This window comes from Edaphobacter sp. 12200R-103, assembly GCF_010093025.1.
GTDB lineage: Bacteria > Acidobacteriota > Terriglobia > Terriglobales > Acidobacteriaceae > Edaphobacter.
Genome location: NZ_CP048114.1, coordinates 3142871 through 3158229, shown reverse-complemented (window position 1 = coordinate 3158229; position 15359 = coordinate 3142871). Strand labels below are relative to the sequence as shown.

Annotated in this window: 13 protein-coding genes and 1 pseudogene; 8 read left to right on the top strand and 6 right to left on the bottom strand. The window is 59.3% G+C overall.

Annotated features, from left to right (window positions below):
- The first annotated feature begins 524 nt into the window (after positions 1–524).
- From clpB to GWR55_RS13090, 7 genes and pseudogenes are all read left to right on the top strand, one after another.
- Positions 525–3221: an ATP-dependent chaperone ClpB gene (clpB, locus tag GWR55_RS13115; protein ID WP_162402660.1), complete on the top strand. Its 2697-nt coding sequence runs from the start codon at positions 525–527 to the stop codon at positions 3219–3221.
- A 454-nt stretch (positions 3222–3675) separates the two neighbouring features.
- A complete protein-coding gene (locus tag GWR55_RS13110) occupies positions 3676–3999 on the top strand; it encodes a multidrug efflux SMR transporter (protein ID WP_162402659.1) in 324 nt (107 codons plus the stop codon).
- Between the two features lie 65 nt (positions 4000–4064).
- Positions 4065–4508 carry a DoxX family protein gene (locus tag GWR55_RS13105; RefSeq protein WP_026388648.1) on the top strand — a complete coding sequence of 148 codons (444 nt, stop codon included), beginning with the start codon at positions 4065–4067 and terminating at the stop codon, positions 4506–4508.
- 381 nt (positions 4509–4889) lie between these two features.
- The gene (gene rpsU, locus GWR55_RS13100) at positions 4890–5087 is read left to right on the top strand and encodes a 30S ribosomal protein S21 (protein ID WP_014267628.1); all 198 of its coding nucleotides are present in this window, start codon (positions 4890–4892) and stop codon (positions 5085–5087) included.
- A 251-nt stretch (positions 5088–5338) separates the two neighbouring features.
- Positions 5339–5419 (top strand): annotated as a pseudogene (locus GWR55_RS19315) (zinc-ribbon domain containing protein); the annotation flags it as partial.
- Between the two features lie 66 nt (positions 5420–5485).
- Positions 5486–5749 carry a CxxC-x17-CxxC domain-containing protein gene (locus GWR55_RS19310; protein WP_238398802.1) on the top strand — a complete coding sequence of 88 codons (264 nt, stop codon included), beginning with the start codon at positions 5486–5488 and terminating at the stop codon, positions 5747–5749.
- A gap of 58 nt (positions 5750–5807) precedes the next feature.
- The gene (locus GWR55_RS13090) at positions 5808–6722 is read left to right on the top strand and encodes an MBL fold metallo-hydrolase (RefSeq protein ID WP_370521142.1); all 915 of its coding nucleotides are present in this window, start codon (positions 5808–5810) and stop codon (positions 6720–6722) included.
- Positions 6723–7014: 292 nt separating this feature from the next.
- Here GWR55_RS13090 and rpmA read toward each other — a convergent pair whose 3' ends face one another.
- From rpmA to GWR55_RS13060, 6 genes are all read right to left on the bottom strand, one after another.
- On the bottom strand, positions 7015–7278 hold the full coding sequence (gene rpmA / locus GWR55_RS13085) for a 50S ribosomal protein L27 (protein ID WP_162402657.1): 264 nt from the start codon (positions 7276–7278) through the stop codon (positions 7015–7017).
- A 99-nt stretch (positions 7279–7377) separates the two neighbouring features.
- Complete coding sequence (gene rplU, locus GWR55_RS13080) at positions 7378–7698, bottom strand: 50S ribosomal protein L21 (protein WP_162402656.1); 321 nt, start codon at positions 7696–7698, stop codon at positions 7378–7380.
- A 506-nt stretch (positions 7699–8204) separates the two neighbouring features.
- Positions 8205–9122: a formate/nitrite transporter family protein gene (locus tag GWR55_RS13075; protein ID WP_162402655.1), complete on the bottom strand. Its 918-nt coding sequence runs from the start codon at positions 9120–9122 to the stop codon at positions 8205–8207.
- A gap of 686 nt (positions 9123–9808) precedes the next feature.
- The gene (locus GWR55_RS13070; RefSeq protein WP_162402654.1) at positions 9809–10231 is read right to left on the bottom strand and encodes a DUF1761 domain-containing protein; all 423 of its coding nucleotides are present in this window, start codon (positions 10229–10231) and stop codon (positions 9809–9811) included.
- Positions 10232–10328: 97 nt separating this feature from the next.
- Positions 10329–12581 (bottom strand): GH92 family glycosyl hydrolase, encoded by a 2253-nt coding sequence (locus tag GWR55_RS13065; RefSeq protein WP_162402653.1) that lies wholly within the window; start codon positions 12579–12581, stop codon positions 10329–10331.
- 122 nt (positions 12582–12703) lie between these two features.
- Complete coding sequence (locus GWR55_RS13060) at positions 12704–14104, bottom strand: MFS transporter (RefSeq protein ID WP_238398393.1); 1401 nt, start codon at positions 14102–14104, stop codon at positions 12704–12706.
- A 605-nt stretch (positions 14105–14709) separates the two neighbouring features.
- On the opposite strand from GWR55_RS13060, the gene GWR55_RS13055 reads away from it, so the two are divergent.
- Positions 14710–15135 (top strand): OsmC family protein, encoded by a 426-nt coding sequence (locus GWR55_RS13055; RefSeq protein WP_162402652.1) that lies wholly within the window; start codon positions 14710–14712, stop codon positions 15133–15135.
- Positions 15136–15359: the final 224 nt, after the last annotated feature.

Here is a 15359-nt window from a genome sequence, read left to right as displayed (position 1 = left end):
CTGCGCAAGGGTACATCCAGTTAACGCATTAACGCAGAAGCGACCATGGATGAGGAAGCGATCAATCAGTTTTGTTAAGGGCACGGCTTTAGCCGTGTGGGTGAAGCGAGGAGGGCGTGGGGCTTTAGCCCCTGAGGGAGATGATTCCTCGGCCGGAGATGGACCTCAGCGGCTAAAGCCGCTTGTCTGGCAGCTGTTTTTTGCGGCACGACTAAAGCCGTGCCCTTAACAAAACGAGGTTTGCGGCAGCCGTGGCTTTGGCAAAAACGTAGCTGTGGTCCTGGCGAAATGCGAGCGTGGTTTTGGCGAAAGGATGGGGCGGGGTAGAGAAGCAGATTCCTCCACTCCGCGCTTCGCGCTCCGGTCGGAATGACACTCCTCAAGAGGGGAACAAGATTAGAAGAAAAGCAATAGGGGACAAGATGAGAAGAAAAGCCGGAGCGTAGAAAACGGTTGGGATTCGTAGGAGAGGATTAGGATTCTGGAGACGGGGTTCTCCATGTTGGTTTGGTGAGGAGAGTTGAATGGCGATTAAGTGGGAAAAGTTGACAGTGAAGTCTCAGGAGGCGGTGCAGGGTGCGGTCTCGCACGCCGCTGAGAACGGGAATCCGGAGGTGTTGCCGCTGCACCTGATGGCGGCTCTGCTGGAGGACAAAGAAGGGGTCGTGATTCCGGTGCTCGACAAGATTGGGGTTCCGGTGCAGCAGCTTTTGAGTGGAGTGAACTCCGCGGTCCAGAAGCTGCCGAAGGTGCAGGGCGGAGCGCAGCCCCAGCTCGCGCAGTCGACCCAGAAGGTTCTGGAGCAGGCATTCAAGGAAGCAGAAAATTTCAAGGATGAGTACGTCTCGACCGAGCACCTGTTGCTGGCGCTCGCCCGGCAGAAGGGCGATGCCGTGCAGAGCGCGCTGGCCTCGTTCGGAGCGACGCATGACGCCATCCTGAAGGCGCTGGCCGAGGTGCGTGGCTCACAGCGCGTGACCGACCAGAATCCCGAGGGCAAGTTCCAGGCGCTGGAAAAGTATGCGAAGGACCTGACCGAACTTGCGCGCAAGGGCAAGCTGGATCCGGTGATCGGGCGCGATGACGAGATTCGCCGCGTGATCCAGGTGCTTTCGCGTCGTACCAAAAATAATCCGGTATTGATTGGCGAACCCGGCGTGGGTAAGACCGCGATCGTGGAGGGACTGGCACGCCGCATCGTTATGGGCGACGTCCCGGAGATCCTGAAGAACAAGCGTGTAGTCGCGCTGGACCTGGCTTCGATGGTTGCGGGCGCGAAGTTCCGCGGCGAGTTCGAAGAGCGTCTGAAGGCGCTGCTGAAGGACATTGAGGCCTCCAACGGCGAAATTATTTTGTTCATCGATGAGTTACATACTCTGGTGGGCGCAGGCGCTGCCGAAGGTTCGATGGATGCGAGCAATATGCTGAAGCCGGCGCTAGCTCGCGGCGAGCTGCGGTCGATTGGCGCGACGACTCTGAACGAGTATCGCAAGTACATCGAGAAGGACGCTGCGCTGGAACGGCGTTTCCAGATCGTCTACGTCGGTGAGCCCAACGTGGAGGATACGATTGCGATTCTGCGCGGCCTGAAGGAGAAGTACGAGGCGCACCACAAGGTGCGGATCAAGGATGCGGCCATTGTGGCGGCGGCGACGTTGTCGCATCGCTATATCTCGGACCGCTTTCTTCCTGACAAGGCGATTGACCTTGTGGACGAGGCTGCCTCTGCGCTGGCGATCCAGATCGGTTCGGTGCCGGTAGAGATCGATGACCTGGAGCGTCGCGCGACCTCGCTTGAGATTGAGCGGGCGGCGTTGCAGCGCGAAAAGGACCCGAACTCGCAGGAGCGTCTGGAGGCTGTCGAGAAAGAGCTTGCCGAGATCAAGGAGCAGGCTGCCGCTCTGCGTGCGCGTTGGCAGAAGGAGCGCGGCGCCATTGGGCGCATCGCCGAGCTGAAGGAAGAGCTGGAAGGTCTGCGCTTTGCCATGCAGGAGGAGACGCGCAAGGGCAACCTGCAGCGCGCCGCTGAGCTGCAGTACGGCGAGATCCCGAAGAAGGAGGCCGAGCTGCGTGAGCTGACGGCTCTGCAGGAAGAGGCCGTCGCCGAGGATAAAGCCGAGGCGGCACAATCCCAGGTCGCAGAATCGAGACCTGGGGCACCCGGTTCTGTGGCGGCAAAGAAGGCCAAACCGCGGAGAATGCTGAAGGAGGAGGTCGACGAGGAGGACATCGCGGCCATCGTCTCGAAGTGGACGGGGATTCCTGTCTCGAAGATGCTGGAGGGCGAGACCCAGAAGCTGGTGCAGATGGAGGATCGTCTGCGCGAGCGTGTGGTTGGGCAGGACGAGGCTCTGAGCGCGGTGGCGAATGCGATTCGCCGTTCGCGTGCAGGCTTGTCCGATCCGAAGCGGCCCATTGGCTCGTTCATCTTTCTCGGGCCTACGGGCGTGGGCAAGACGGAGACGGCGCGTGCGCTGGCGGAGTTCCTGTTCGATGATGAGCAGGCGATGGTGCGCATTGACATGAGCGAGTACATGGAGAAGCATGCTGTGTCTCGTCTCATCGGCGCGCCGCCAGGGTATGTCGGCTACGACGAGGGCGGTCAGCTGACCGAGGCTGTCCGTCGCAGGCCGTACTCGGTGATCCTGTTCGACGAGATCGAAAAGGCACACCCGGATGTCTTCAATGTGCTGCTGCAGGTGCTGGATGACGGTCGCCTGACCGACTCCAAGGGGCGCACGGTGGACTTCAAGAACACGGTGCTGATCATGACCTCGAACACCGGCGCTGACAAGCTGACGAGTGCGTGGGCGCAGGGTGAGGAGGGCTTCGAAGAGGCGAAAGATCGCGTCATCGACGCTCTCAAACAGACGTTCCGTCCGGAGTTCCTGAATCGTGTGGACGACATCGTGGTCTTCCATCCGCTGGACGATGCGCAGTTGACGCACATCGTCGATCTGCGGCTGAAGGACCTGGAGAAGCTGCTGGCCGACCGCCGCATCACGCTGGAACTGACCGATGCCGCGCGGCAGGCGATCTTCAAGGCCGGGTACGACCGCGCGTATGGTGCGCGTCCGCTGAAGAGGGCGATCCAGCGGCTGGTGCAGGACAAGCTGGCCGTGAAGATCCTCGATGGCACGGTGCTGCACGGCGATCATGTCGTCGTCGATGCTGGGCCGGATGGCCTCACCTTCAACGTGAAAGAGCGAGCGGCGGCGTAACGGCTGCTGGAAGCGGGAAAAGCGATGCCGGGCGTAACGATACGCCCGGCAAATTTTTTTAAATTTGCGACGCTGGGATGAGATGTATCCCTGCTGGGCGGACAGCGGCAGCAACGGTAAGCCAATTTCCTGCAAACGAAACCATGGAGGTGTCATCCTGAGCGTAGCTTCTCGCGGCTTTATCGCGGGAAGCGGAGTCGAAGGATCTGCGGTCTGCTGGCTTGCCATCATCCCAAAACCGCAGATCCTTCGACTCCGCGCTGACGCGCTTCGCTCAGGATGACACGGTTTGGGATGGGGTGGGATGAGTGGTTTAGGATGGTTCGAGCTTCACGCGAATGGCCCGTTCATGCAGTGCCAGCAACGTGTCCTAAATTGCTGTAATTGTGTCGTGGCGGCCAAAATGAAATCGCCCTACGTTTGAACTTGATCGTTCATCGAGTGAGGTGATGGAATGCCTTGGTTATTCTTGCTTTTCGCGGGTACGCTTGAAACTATTTGGCCGGTAGCGACGAAGTACTCCGATGGATTGCATCGGCCGTTACCTGCGATGGTCGCGATAGCGGCATTGATCGCCAATGTGTTCCTGCTGAGCGAATCCATGCAGACTCTACCTGTTGCCACGGTCTATGGCGTGTTGATTGGTCTTGGTGCTGTTGGTACATCGATAGCAAGCATGCTGCTGTTTCAGGAAGGTCTCAACACGCGACAAATATTCTCGCTGGCATTCATCATACTGGGCGTCCTGGGGCTAAAAACAGGATCGCCAGCACGATAACTGCTGAGTCGCAGGCGATGAAGCATCACTACGCGCGATGGAAATGCGATGAGAAAGGAGAAAAGATGATTAGAAAAATTCTTGCAACGAGTGAGGATGTGCATCTCTTTGTTCTGCGAGTTGTCCTGGGGGCGATTTTCTGCGCACATGGTGCGCAAAAGACTTTCGGATGGTTCGGCGGCCCGGGATACAGCGGTATCATGCACTGGTTTGCTCAGCAGCATGTCCCGGCACCACTTGCGTTGATGGCAATCATGGCCGAAGCCTTGGGCGGTCTCGGACTGGTATTTGGATTTCTTACCCGCATCGCTGCCCTGGGCCTTGTCGTGAACATGGTCGTGGCTACCTTCATGGTTGGGCTGCCAAACGGCCTCTTCATGAACTGGTTTGCCAATCAAAAAGGTGAAGGGATTGAATTTTACCTACTGGTTATCGTGATCGGTGTCACGTTGATTCTGCAGGGCGCAGGCAGGTGGTCGGTTGATCGCGAGTTGGCTCTCAAATTATGACCGCAAGGAACATGTTCGCCCAAACGTCGTTCGACTCCGCGCTGACGCGCTTCGCTCAGGATGACACGATTCGCGGGGGCTGCAGGAATTGCATGCTCCGACAGGACCGCCATATTCTGCGCGACCGCTATCATGCAGGCTTGACGCTGCCGCGATCGGATTCAGGCATGTCAATACCGTCTCAAGCTGGCCGTTGGGATTGAGCGGCTGAGAATCGGGGACAGGCCTGTTTTTCAGTCCTTAAGCAAATCAGTCTCCGAATCTGAACTTTCCCACAAAAAATATGCGCTGATCGACGGGCAAGGGTGTATCTTATTTAAACTCTTGGGTGAAAACTCCAGGTGGTAGTCCCTGGCTGGGAATGGTTGGAGGTGTTTTTAGTTGGCAGAGGTTCGAGTTCAGGAAGGTGAACCGCTTGAGAATGCCCTGCGTCGGTTTAAGCGCAAGGTGCAGACCGAAGACATCATTAAAGAGGTCAAGCGTCACTCCTTCTATCTGAAACCAGGCGAAAAGAAGCGCGTCAAAGAAGCGCTCGCTCGCAAACGGAATCGTAAGAAAGTCCGCAAGGAGCAGGACTAAAAAAGAAACGCTCCATGGAGGACCCGCTCTCTGAAGTTTGGGCGGGTCCTCACAAGATACCGGCGATGGACTCCCGCTATCGACCCGGTAAACAGTGATCCTTTTATCACTGTGCGTTGTGCTGCATTTGCGCTGTCTTGGCGACCCAGGCCTACTTATCCATCAATATGGCAATGGCAGGATGACGTTCAGGGAGCCTGCGTTCTTTCCTTGAGCTGCTCATTCTGTCCCGCAGACCGGGAGACGCGGCTATGGAATTTCTAGATCGTCTGTTAATCTGTGCCGATTGCGGTCAGGAGTTTATCTTTACCGCCGGTGAGCAGCTCTTTTTTCACGATAAACAATTTAAAAACGATCCCAAGCGATGTAAGCCCTGCAAATCGAAGAGGGCAGGTATCATGGCGCGCCCAGGCGCAGGTCCGGCAGCCGCCGGAATCTGCCGCACGGAGACCCGCACCACCTGCTCGGATTGCGGAATCGAAACTACGGTTCCCTTCAAACCGACGCAGGGGCGGCCTGTGCTCTGCCGGCAGTGCTTCCAGAACAAGCGGGATACGGGGGCTATCGTGGCCTCTCCGTCTCCGGAGGTGCAAGAAGCGATCGCCAGCGTTCCCATGCCTCCCAGCGTGGTTCCGGGCGGTGCGCATATTCCGCACGCCTGATCTTCCCTGAAGTTCGTGGAGATGCGCCTCCATCATCCTGCCAGTTACCATGGTCAGGATGATGGAGAGATCGCTTATCGCTGCAGAAGCAGAGACGCTGGTGCGTGCCCGCACCCAGCTTGGCCGTTTCGAGGTGACCGTCTGCACCGATGGCAGCTACCGCCTGGATGGCGGAGCGATGTTTGGCGTCGTTCCCAAGACGATGTGGCAGAAGCGCACCCCTGCCGATGAACTCAATCGCATCCTGCTGGGGCTGAACTCCGTCATCGTACGGACTGGATCGCACACCGTTCTGATTGAGACGGGAATCGGAAACAAGCTGAGCGCAAAGATGCGCGAGATCCACCAGAACCATGAGCTGCTGCCTGCCTCCATGGCCGCTGCCGGGGTTCGCCCGGAGGAGATCGACATTGTCATCAACTCCCACCTGCACTTCGACCACTGCGGATGGAACACCACCCTGCACCCGGACGGATCGGTGACCCCGACTTTCCCCAACGCCCGCTACTTCGCTCATCTGGGCGAGGTCGAGCACGGCCACCTGCAGTTGGACCGTGACCGCGTCAGCTATCTCTCGCCCAACTACGATCCGCTGATTGAATCTGGCCAGATGACCCTGCTCACAGATCGCGGAATCCAGTCCGATCCGGCGATCGTTCCCGGCATCTCGGTTGAACTCTTTCCCGGCCATACGCGCCAGATGATGGGCATCCACATTGAGTCCGAGGGCCGGCACGCCTGCTATATCTCCGATCTGATTCCTACCGCGGCGCACCTCGATCCGACCTGGGTCATGGGCTACGACCTCGATCCCCTGGAATGCATCGAGCAGAAGAAGCGCTTCTACCATCGCGCTATCCCGGAGAAGTGGCTGGTGCTGTTCACCCACGATCACCTCATTCCGACCGCGACCGTTGAGATGGGTGAAAAAGGAAAGCCGGTCGCCCGGCCTGGTGACGGCAATCTGGTTTAGGGCGGTGGCGAAGTCGTCGATCGAGTCAAGCCGATAGATCTATCGGAGCCGTCATCCTGAGCAATGCGAAGGATCCGTGTATTTTGCCCGAAGCACCGTGGACACTACAGGCAAAATAGGGATTCTTCGGTTGCCTGCCCCAGTGAGCAAGCTCGCCGGGGACCCCGTTCGCCTCAGAATGAAGAGTCGAAGATGGTTCCCGGGGAAGCGATCTTGCGACGAAGAATATTCTGGAAACAGCAAAAGCCCTGCCGCAGCAGGGCTTTTCCATAAACTTCGTTACATCCGTTACTTAGGCGGTAGCGACGGGGTCGATGGAGACGAAGCGTCCGTGCTGTCCGCGGTCCTGGAAGCGAACCACGCCGTCGACCTTGGCGAACAGGGTGTCGTCCTTGCCGCGACCTACGTTCAGGCCGGGCTTGAGCGGGGTTCCGCGCTGGCGAACCAGGATGGAGCCGCCGGTGACCGTCTGGCCGGCGAAGCGCTTCACGCCGAGGCGCTGCGCGTTGGAGTCGCGACCGTTTTTGGAAGAACCTAAACCTTTTTTATGTGCCATTTCGATTGCCTCATTTCGGGCTGCCCGCTTCAGAATTCAGGGGCGTGCCTCGAGAAGTTCTAAACTTTTTCGCGTAACCAATTACTGCCTTGACGGTGGTTACTGGATGGACTTGCCGTTGACGAGGATGTCGTTGATCTTGACCTCGACGTAGTTCTGGCGGTGTCCCTGCATCTTCTTGTATTGCTTCTTGCGCTTCAGCTTGAAGACAAGGATCTTATCGCCACGGCCCTCGCCCAGGACAGATGCGGTCACCTTCGCTCCGCTCAGATCGCCTTCGAACTTGCCGGCCTCAGCAGAGACGGCGAGGACGTCGGAGAACTCGACGTTTCCGTCCTGATGTGCGGTGGTCTCGATCTTCAGCGTGTCGCCGGGAGCGACCTTATACTGCTTGCCGCCGGTGCGGATGACTGCATACATGGCTAAAACCTCTGGGGGCGCTCGTTGGAGGAGCGCGGACCGCTTCCTTAATGAATTGTGCTGCATGGGGCATCTGCAGAGGAGGTTTTTCAGTCGACTGCCCGGACCCGCCGGGTCCAGACCAGCCATCTCTGAAGTAAAGACACTCTGGCTGCAGCGCCAAACTTAATGAGTTTACCGGTTTCCGGGGCGGTGGTCAATGGAAGTGACCCGAACACTCCTCTGTGTCTGAGGAATATCTCAAAAACGTGTCATTTCGACCGGAGCAGGACAGTTTTATCGTCCTGGGGAGAGGAGAAACCCTCGTATTTCGGGGATGCCTGCGGGGATGGATCTCCTTACAGGAGCAATCTGAATTGTTCGGGCGAAATGCGGGGGTCTCTCCGCTGCGGCCCTTCGGGCCTTCGGTCGAGATGACACTTCTTTGGAAAGGTTATTCAGAGCTTCCGCCGAGATGACACTTCTTTGCTTTGGAAGGACTTCCATGATCCGTTGGAGAACACCACCTACTCTCCGTCTTTTTCACTGGGTCGGATGGATACGTGCGCGGCGGCAGGGGGAGCTGCCGGGAGCGCCTCCGCCTCGGCATCGCCGCCGTAGACTACCTGGCCGTACTCGATCAGCGTGACCATCCCGACTCCGCCACAGATATTTCCGGCCACGGCGGCAAAGAGCCAGTGGGGAAAGGCCGCCGGTATGGCGCGTCCGACAAAGACCGCGGTCAGGACCTCGCCGCTTCCGGCGATGCAGTGGGCGAAGCCTCCCAGGCCGACCACAAACGCCAGCATCCAGATGATCATGACGGAGCCGGTGATGGAGTGCGAGCCTGAGACGAGCCAGGCAACGCTGGCGATGATCCAGCCACCGACGACCCCGCTCCAGAAGATGGTGGCCATGGGACGTGCGGCGGTCTCCGCCCCCAGCATGGCCAGCGTGCTGACGAACTCCGGCTGCAGGGCGCTGGTGAAAGAGGCGAGGGTGGCGAAGATCGCAGCTCCCAGTACGTTGGCCGAGAGGACGATGATCCATAGCCGGAGGGTCTTCCAGAGGTGCTGCTTTTCCGCCAGAACCAGGGCAACGGGGTAGAGGGTGTTCTCGGTAAAGAGCTGCGAGCGGCCCAGGATGACCGCGATGAACCCCAGCGGGTAGAACATCTTCGCGATAAACAGCGTCGATGGGGTGGGCGCGACGCCAGCCGGGGTGAGCAGGGCGATGGCGATGGCGTTGCCCATTCCCGAGAGCCCCATGAAGATGCCGCCGGCGATGCCGGAGATGAAGAGCGCGACGCCGGTACGGCCAAGCTCCTGCCGTGCGTTGTTGGCTACTTGTTCGTAGATATCCTGAGCGCTCGGACGTTCCAGGTTCATCTGGGCGGGAGCGGTTTGGGAGGGCGCGGGCCGGCGGCGTCGCAGTTGGAAGGGCATTGTGATGAGTGAGATGCCGGAAACGGGTCGGGTGTCGTGGGCTTTTTGGGCGGGATTTTTGGAAGGGCGCTCATATGGTTTCCGGGCTTTGTCTCTCAGGTACTCTCCTTCTCGTGTCATTTCGAGCGAAGCGAGGAACCCCCGCATTTTGCGATGCTGGTTGGGCAGAATGCCGCAGGCGACACATTGGCTGTGCGGACAAAATGCGGGGGTCTCTCCACTGCGGCCCTTCGGGCCTCCGGTCGAGAGGACACTTCTTTTGGGTATTCGGATCATCTTCGAAGAAGATGATGGAGGGATGTTTGCTTGTGCCAACATACAGCCTGAATGCCCGGTTATGTATGTGTCATCCTGAGCGGAGCGCGTCAGCGCGGAGTCGAAGGATCTGCGGTTGTTCGCTTAATCTCAAATCCCAACCGCAGATCCTTCGACTGCGCTTCTCGCGATGAAGCCTGCGATAAGCTCCGCTGAGGATGACACCTCTGTGGAGAAGGAATGCGTTGTTTCTTCGCTGAGGATGACACCTTTGTGAAGGAGAAGCGTATTGTTTCTTCGCTGAGGATGACCCTGTGTGGGTGCGGATGGTGGTGTCGCTTCACTGATGTGACAACCTGTATGGAGACCGCGGATTTCGTGTGATCCGCGCGGGAACTGTTTCGTTGACGCTTTCTCCGGCGAGATCCGGATTACGGTTGTTCTCTCCTCCAGCCACCCAGCACAGCTCCCATCAGGACCATGCCCACCAGGGAGTAGCCGGTGTTGATCGCGAGGATCCTCACACCGCGTGCCTCGAAGGCGTACTCGGTGGCCCAGGTGGTGAAGACGACGCAGAACCAGAGGATGATGGCCACCTGAGCGCCCCGCGATGCCGTCAGCGGGCCGGTTACCTGGATGAGCCACGACAGGAAGAGCGCAAGCGCAAGGGTCATCAGCAGGGCGATCCCGTAGGCGAGCGCAGGGCTGACGCCGCTGGACTGGAGTTGCTCCATCGTGCGGCCAATCCCTTCCAGCCAGGGGTTGCGGAACATCGTGAACCAGACGGCGCCCAGTCCGAAGTAGCAGAGGGTCGCCACGAGAATGGCCAGGGGATGATGACGCACAGCGCTCATGCAGAACTCTCGCCTCCCGGATCGATAGAATGCATCCCGCAAACTCGGGGGAATTGTAGTCAATCCGGGGTGAGAAAGTTCAGCTAATTCGGATCGGTTATTTGCCGACGGGGGTTCCTCTCCACTCGCTCGCCCACTTCGACGGCTTCGGTCCCATGACGAACTCCAGCGTCGAGCCCTGCATGATCTCGCTGTAGCGAACCACGGGACGGTCCAGCGGCTTGCCGTTGAGCGTCGCCGACTGAATGTACATATTGGTTGCGCTGTTATTCTTCGCGAGCACGGTGAAGGTCTTTCCATTCGCCAGGCGCATCGCGAACTTCGAGAACATGGGGCTGCCGATCATATAGTCGCCGCTGGCTGGATTGACCGGATAGAAGCCCATCGCAGTAAACAGATACCACGACGACATCTGCCCGCAGTCATCATCGCCGTCGATGCCGGAGGGCTGATTGGCGTACTCCGCGTTCGCGATCTCGCGCACCTTGGCCTGCGTCTTCCACGGCTGGCCGGAGTAGTCGTACAGGTAGCCGTAGTGATGGCTGGGCTCGTTGCTGTGGACGTTGTGTTTGCCGGCGAAGTGCTGATCGAGCTTGGCGTTGTATTTGTTTGCGCCACCCATCAGGTCCATTGTTCCGGGGATGTCGTGAAATGCGCACCAGGTGTAGACCCAGGCATCGCCTTCGGTCCATCCGGAGGTGGAGCGGTTGCCGGGGTTGTCGCGCGTGCCTCCGATGGGAGCCCATTTGCCGTCGGAGGTGCGACCGTTCATCAGGCCAAGCGCAGGGTTGTAGAGGTGCTGGTAGTTGAGGGAGCGCTTGAGGAAGAACTCGTAGTCCTTCTGGCGGCCGAGAATCTTTGCAATCTGAGCGACGCACCAGTCGTCGTAGCTGTCTTCGATGGTGCGCGAGGCGGCCTCATCCGTCTTGTCGGTTGGGATATAGCCGAGCTGCTTGTAGTAGGTCAGCCCGGCGCGTGCCTCGTAGGGCGTGTGCGGCTCGCGGTCCAGCCATCGGCGCGTGGTGTCTCCATCGGGTGGAGTCATCGCGTCTTTGTAGACGGCGGCCCATGCGGTCTGCTTGTCGAAGCCATCGAAGCCTTTGACCAGCGCCTCGGCCACGAGCGAGTCTGCGTGCGTCCCGATCATGATGTTTGTGTAGGAGGGGTTGGGCCACTTCGGCATCCATCCGCCTTCTTTATAGTTCTGCAGCAGTGCCGTGACCATGCCGGGGATGCGTTCGGGAGCCATGAGGGTCAGCATGCTGTTCTCGGCCCGGAAGGTGTCCCAGATGGAGTAAGCCGTGTAGGACTCGCCCTGATGGATCTTGTCGTCGAAGGCGCTGTAGTAATGGCCGTATTCCGAGAAGATGCGCGGATAGAGCAGCGCATGATACAGAGCCGTGTAGACGATCTTCTTCTGATCGTCGCTGGCTCCTTCCACGCTGACGCGGTCCAGCTTCTCATTCCATGTCGCTCGCAGCTTTTTCTGTACGCCGTCGAAGTTCCACGCAGGAATCTCTTTGCGCAGGTTCTCGCGGGCCTGATCGACGCTGAGGAACGAGGTTCCCATGCGCACTTCGACGACATTGTCTGCGCCGAACTCGGCGTAGGCTCCACGGGCGGCTGCGCTATCGGCGCCGTAGGTCTTCGCGTTCTGCCAGGGGTGGCGGAACTCCGCGACGAAGTAGCCTTTGAAGTTGGGCAGGGCGAAGGGGCCTAATCTTCGGTCGGTGCGGTCGGGGTTGTAGCCGGTGATCTCGTGCTTTGCGACATCGACCTCTGCGCCGCCTGCGACTCCCGGACGCGATGCCTCGATCAGCACGCGTCCCTTTGCGGCTTTGGGGAAGGTGAAGCGCATGTAGACGCAGCGTTCGGTTGCGGTCATCTCGGCGCGGATGCGGCTGCCATCCTTCGCGGTCATCCACACGGAGTAGTAGTCGGGCCGCGCAATCTCTTCTGCGTGGCTGAAGCGCATCTGGCGCGCTTCGGGGGTGGTTTGCAGATCGCCCACCTGCGGGACCACGGTGACGTAGCCGTAATCGCCCATCCAGATGGCAGGCTGATGGGTTCCCATGAAGCCCTGGATGTTGGTGTCTTCGTACTTGTAGGAGACGACGCTCAGGCGGTTCTGCCGGGTCTGCGCGGTCCAGTTGGTCATGCCGAAGGGCGGCGTGACGAAGGGCATGGTGCCGCCGTAGCCGATCTTGCCGGAGCCGGTGCCGATATAGGGATTGACCCAGTCAATCGCATCTTTTTTCTGGCCGTACGCAAAGCCGGCCAGCAGCAACAACAGTGCAGATGTTGCGCCCCAGCGAACCGCAATCTTCTTCCTCTGTTTCCTGTTTTCCATCGCAAGATGACGATACCAGAGCGCCCCGTTAATGCCTGGTGCATACGAGCGATCCGGATACGAGACTAATTGGTTCGGAAAACACACCTATTCAGGATGAAGCATCCGAGGGCTGAGACCTTCTAGCTGCCCGACAAGGTGTGCTCCGCAGCTTCCTCGGTTTGACCTTCCCCGGGAATAATTCCCATCTCTATATAGATAGGCCGGATGACGCGGCGCACAGACGGCAACTGCGTTGTGAACCACAGCGCGCCCAGGATGCAGGCCGAGCCGGTCATCATGACTGTGTGGGGAGCGCCGAAGTGGTGCGCGAGCGCGCCTGCCAGCAGGCTGCCGAAGGGCGCCATTCCGACGAAGGCCATCGTGTAGTAGCTCATCACGCGGCCGCGCTTGTCTTCGGGCACGAGCGTCTGGATGACGGTGTTGCTGGCGGCGAGTCCCTGCATCATGCCGAAGCCGGTGAGCAGCATCAGTATCAGCGAGAGCGCAAGATGATGGGATAGCCCGAAAAGGATGAGTCCCGCGCCGAAGCAGAAGGCCGAGACCTGGATCATGGTCGTCAGTCCGCGCACGGACTTGCGCATCGCCAGGGAGATGGCCGAGATGAGCGCGCCGACCCCGGAGGCTCCGGTGAGAAAGCCCAAGGTGTTGGGACCGCCGTGCAGGACCTGCGCGGCGAAGATCGGCATCAGCACCATGAAGGGCATGCCCATCAGGCTGATCAGAGCGAAGAGCGTGAGGATGGTGCGGATGGGTTTGAAGCCGGTGACATACGACCAGCCCTCGCGCATCTGCTCCAGCATGGAGGAGGTAGGCTTTTCCGTCACGCTGCGGCTGACATTCATCATCAGCAGGGATGCCACGACGGCGATGTAGCTTGCGCCATCGATCAGGAAGCACCAGCCTTCGCCGACGGCAGCGATGATGATTCCGGCGATGGCAGGACCGGCGAGGCGGGCAAGATTGACGATGGAAGAGTTGAGCGCGATGGCGTTGCCGAGGTCTTCCTTGTTCGGCTTGCCTCCTTCAGGAGTGACCATCCGGACCAGGAAGGACTGGCGCCCGGGCATGTCGAAGGCGTTGATGAGTCCCTGGAGGACGCTGAGCGCGAGGATCTCGTGGATGGTGATGATCTTTGCCAGCGTGAGCGCGGCGAGCATCAGGGACTGAACGCCTGCCAGCACCTGTGTGCAGACCAGCAGCCGGCGGCGGTCCATGCGCTCGACGATGACTCCGGCGAAAGGGGCCAGCAGAAAGGTCGGGATCTGTCCGGCAAAGCCGACGACTCCCAGCAGAAAGGCTGAGCCGGTGAGCCGGTAGACCAGCCAACTGGTGGCGATGCGGGTGATCCAGTTTCCGACCAGCGAGATGCTCTGGCCGGTGAAGTAGAGTCGGAAGTTGCGATGCCGCAGGGCGCGCCAGGCGTGAGAGAAGCGGCTGACGCGCCTCGTCTCCTGCGATCCCGTAGGTGTCCTCTGCTCTTCCATCTGGTCGGAGCGCGCTCTCGTGAAGAGAGGGGGCACTCTCTAAGATGATCGCAGGAGATGGGATGAAGCTTTATTGCTGATCCCGGCGATCAGGGTTTAAGGCTCCGCGGAGTGTGTCATCCTGAGCGAAGTGCGCCAGCACGGAGTCGAAGGACCTGCGGTAGGGATGGCACCTTGTGTTGGAGATCAAGAGAATGCATCTTTGAATCCGTGCCTCCCGAAATACGGGGGTTTCTCCACTCCGCAGGACGAGAAGGCCGTCCTGCTCCGGTCGAAATGACACTCCTTTTCGGGGCGAAAGAGCACTTCTTTCCCGATTGCCCTTTTGAACGATAGGTCGATATGCCTTAGTAGAAATCCGCACAGCTGAGGAAATATCCACAGGTCCTGCAGATGAGTTTGCAGCGGCTGTCTTCGAGACGTGAGGAGCAGGTGGGGCAGTAGACCTGGTGGTGTTCGGCGGGCAGAGTGCACTGGCTTGCACTCTCGCGCTCGTGTTCTTCGCGGATTGCCGAATCGAGCGGTGACATTCCGTAAGGCTAACGCACTTTGCGGAATTTTCAACCAGCGGGGAGCAACCAGGGAGCATCGAATCGTGTACCGTCGAAGAATAACGGTTGAACACGAAAAGGAGACGACGTATGGATCGCTACGCAAGCGCCATCTGGCACGGCACCCTCAAGGAGGGCAAAGGAACCATCTCGACCCAGAGCGGCACGCTCAAGGATACGCAGTATAGCTTTGCTGCCCGCTTCGCGGAAGGCGTGGGGACGAATCCGGAAGAGCTGATCGCCGCTGCGCATGCGGGCTGCTTTACCATGGCTCTGAGCGCGCAGCTGACCGAGGCGGGCTTCAACCCCGAATCGATCGAGACCAAGGCGGTCGTTACGCTCGACCTGCATGGCGAAGGCCCGACGATCACGAAGATTCACCTGACCAACACCTCGAAGATCCCGAACATCGACAAGGCGAAGTTCGACGAGCTGGCCCACAAGGCCGAGATCGGCTGCCCGGTATCGAAGGTCCTGAAGGCGGCGGAGATTACGCTGGACGCCAAGCTGGTCTAAGCAAAAGCCGGGTAAATCGATAGACCAGGGACGCCTGTGTGATTCGTTTTGTTCGATTGGAGCGCTGCTGGGGCGCGCTCCGGCGAGCAATCGCGGATCATGCAGGCGTCTCGTTTGTTAGCGTTGGGAAATCTGCGTAATCGAAGGGGCGATGATTCTGCCGGAAGTTCTCAGAGCCAGCAGGAGTTTACCCGGATCCTTAGCGGTGTGAACGATTAAGGAGA

What these genes read in the sequence shown, in the direction of transcription:
- clpB (WP_162402660.1), top strand. Translation starts at nt 525, where the DNA reads ATGGCGATTAAGTGGGAAAAGTTGACAGTGAAGTCTCAGGAGGCGGTG.
- GWR55_RS13110 (WP_162402659.1), top strand. Translation starts at nt 3,676, where the DNA reads ATGCCTTGGTTATTCTTGCTTTTCGCGGGTACGCTTGAAACTATTTGG.
- GWR55_RS13105 (WP_026388648.1), top strand. Translation starts at nt 4,065, where the DNA reads ATGATTAGAAAAATTCTTGCAACGAGTGAGGATGTGCATCTCTTTGTT.
- GWR55_RS19310 (WP_238398802.1), top strand. Translation starts at nt 5,486, where the DNA reads ATGGCGCGCCCAGGCGCAGGTCCGGCAGCCGCCGGAATCTGCCGCACG.
- GWR55_RS13090 (WP_370521142.1), top strand. Translation starts at nt 5,808, where the DNA reads ATGATGGAGAGATCGCTTATCGCTGCAGAAGCAGAGACGCTGGTGCGT.
- rpmA (WP_162402657.1), bottom strand. Translation starts at nt 7,278, where the DNA reads ATGGCACATAAAAAAGGTTTAGGTTCTTCCAAAAACGGTCGCGACTCC.
- rplU (WP_162402656.1), bottom strand. Translation starts at nt 7,698, where the DNA reads ATGTATGCAGTCATCCGCACCGGCGGCAAGCAGTATAAGGTCGCTCCC.
- GWR55_RS13075 (WP_162402655.1), bottom strand. Translation starts at nt 9,122, where the DNA reads ATGCCCTTCCAACTGCGACGCCGCCGGCCCGCGCCCTCCCAAACCGCT.
- GWR55_RS13070 (WP_162402654.1), bottom strand. Translation starts at nt 10,231, where the DNA reads ATGAGCGCTGTGCGTCATCATCCCCTGGCCATTCTCGTGGCGACCCTC.
- GWR55_RS13065 (WP_162402653.1), bottom strand. Translation starts at nt 12,581, where the DNA reads ATGGAAAACAGGAAACAGAGGAAGAAGATTGCGGTTCGCTGGGGCGCA.
- GWR55_RS13055 (WP_162402652.1), top strand. Translation starts at nt 14,710, where the DNA reads ATGGATCGCTACGCAAGCGCCATCTGGCACGGCACCCTCAAGGAGGGC.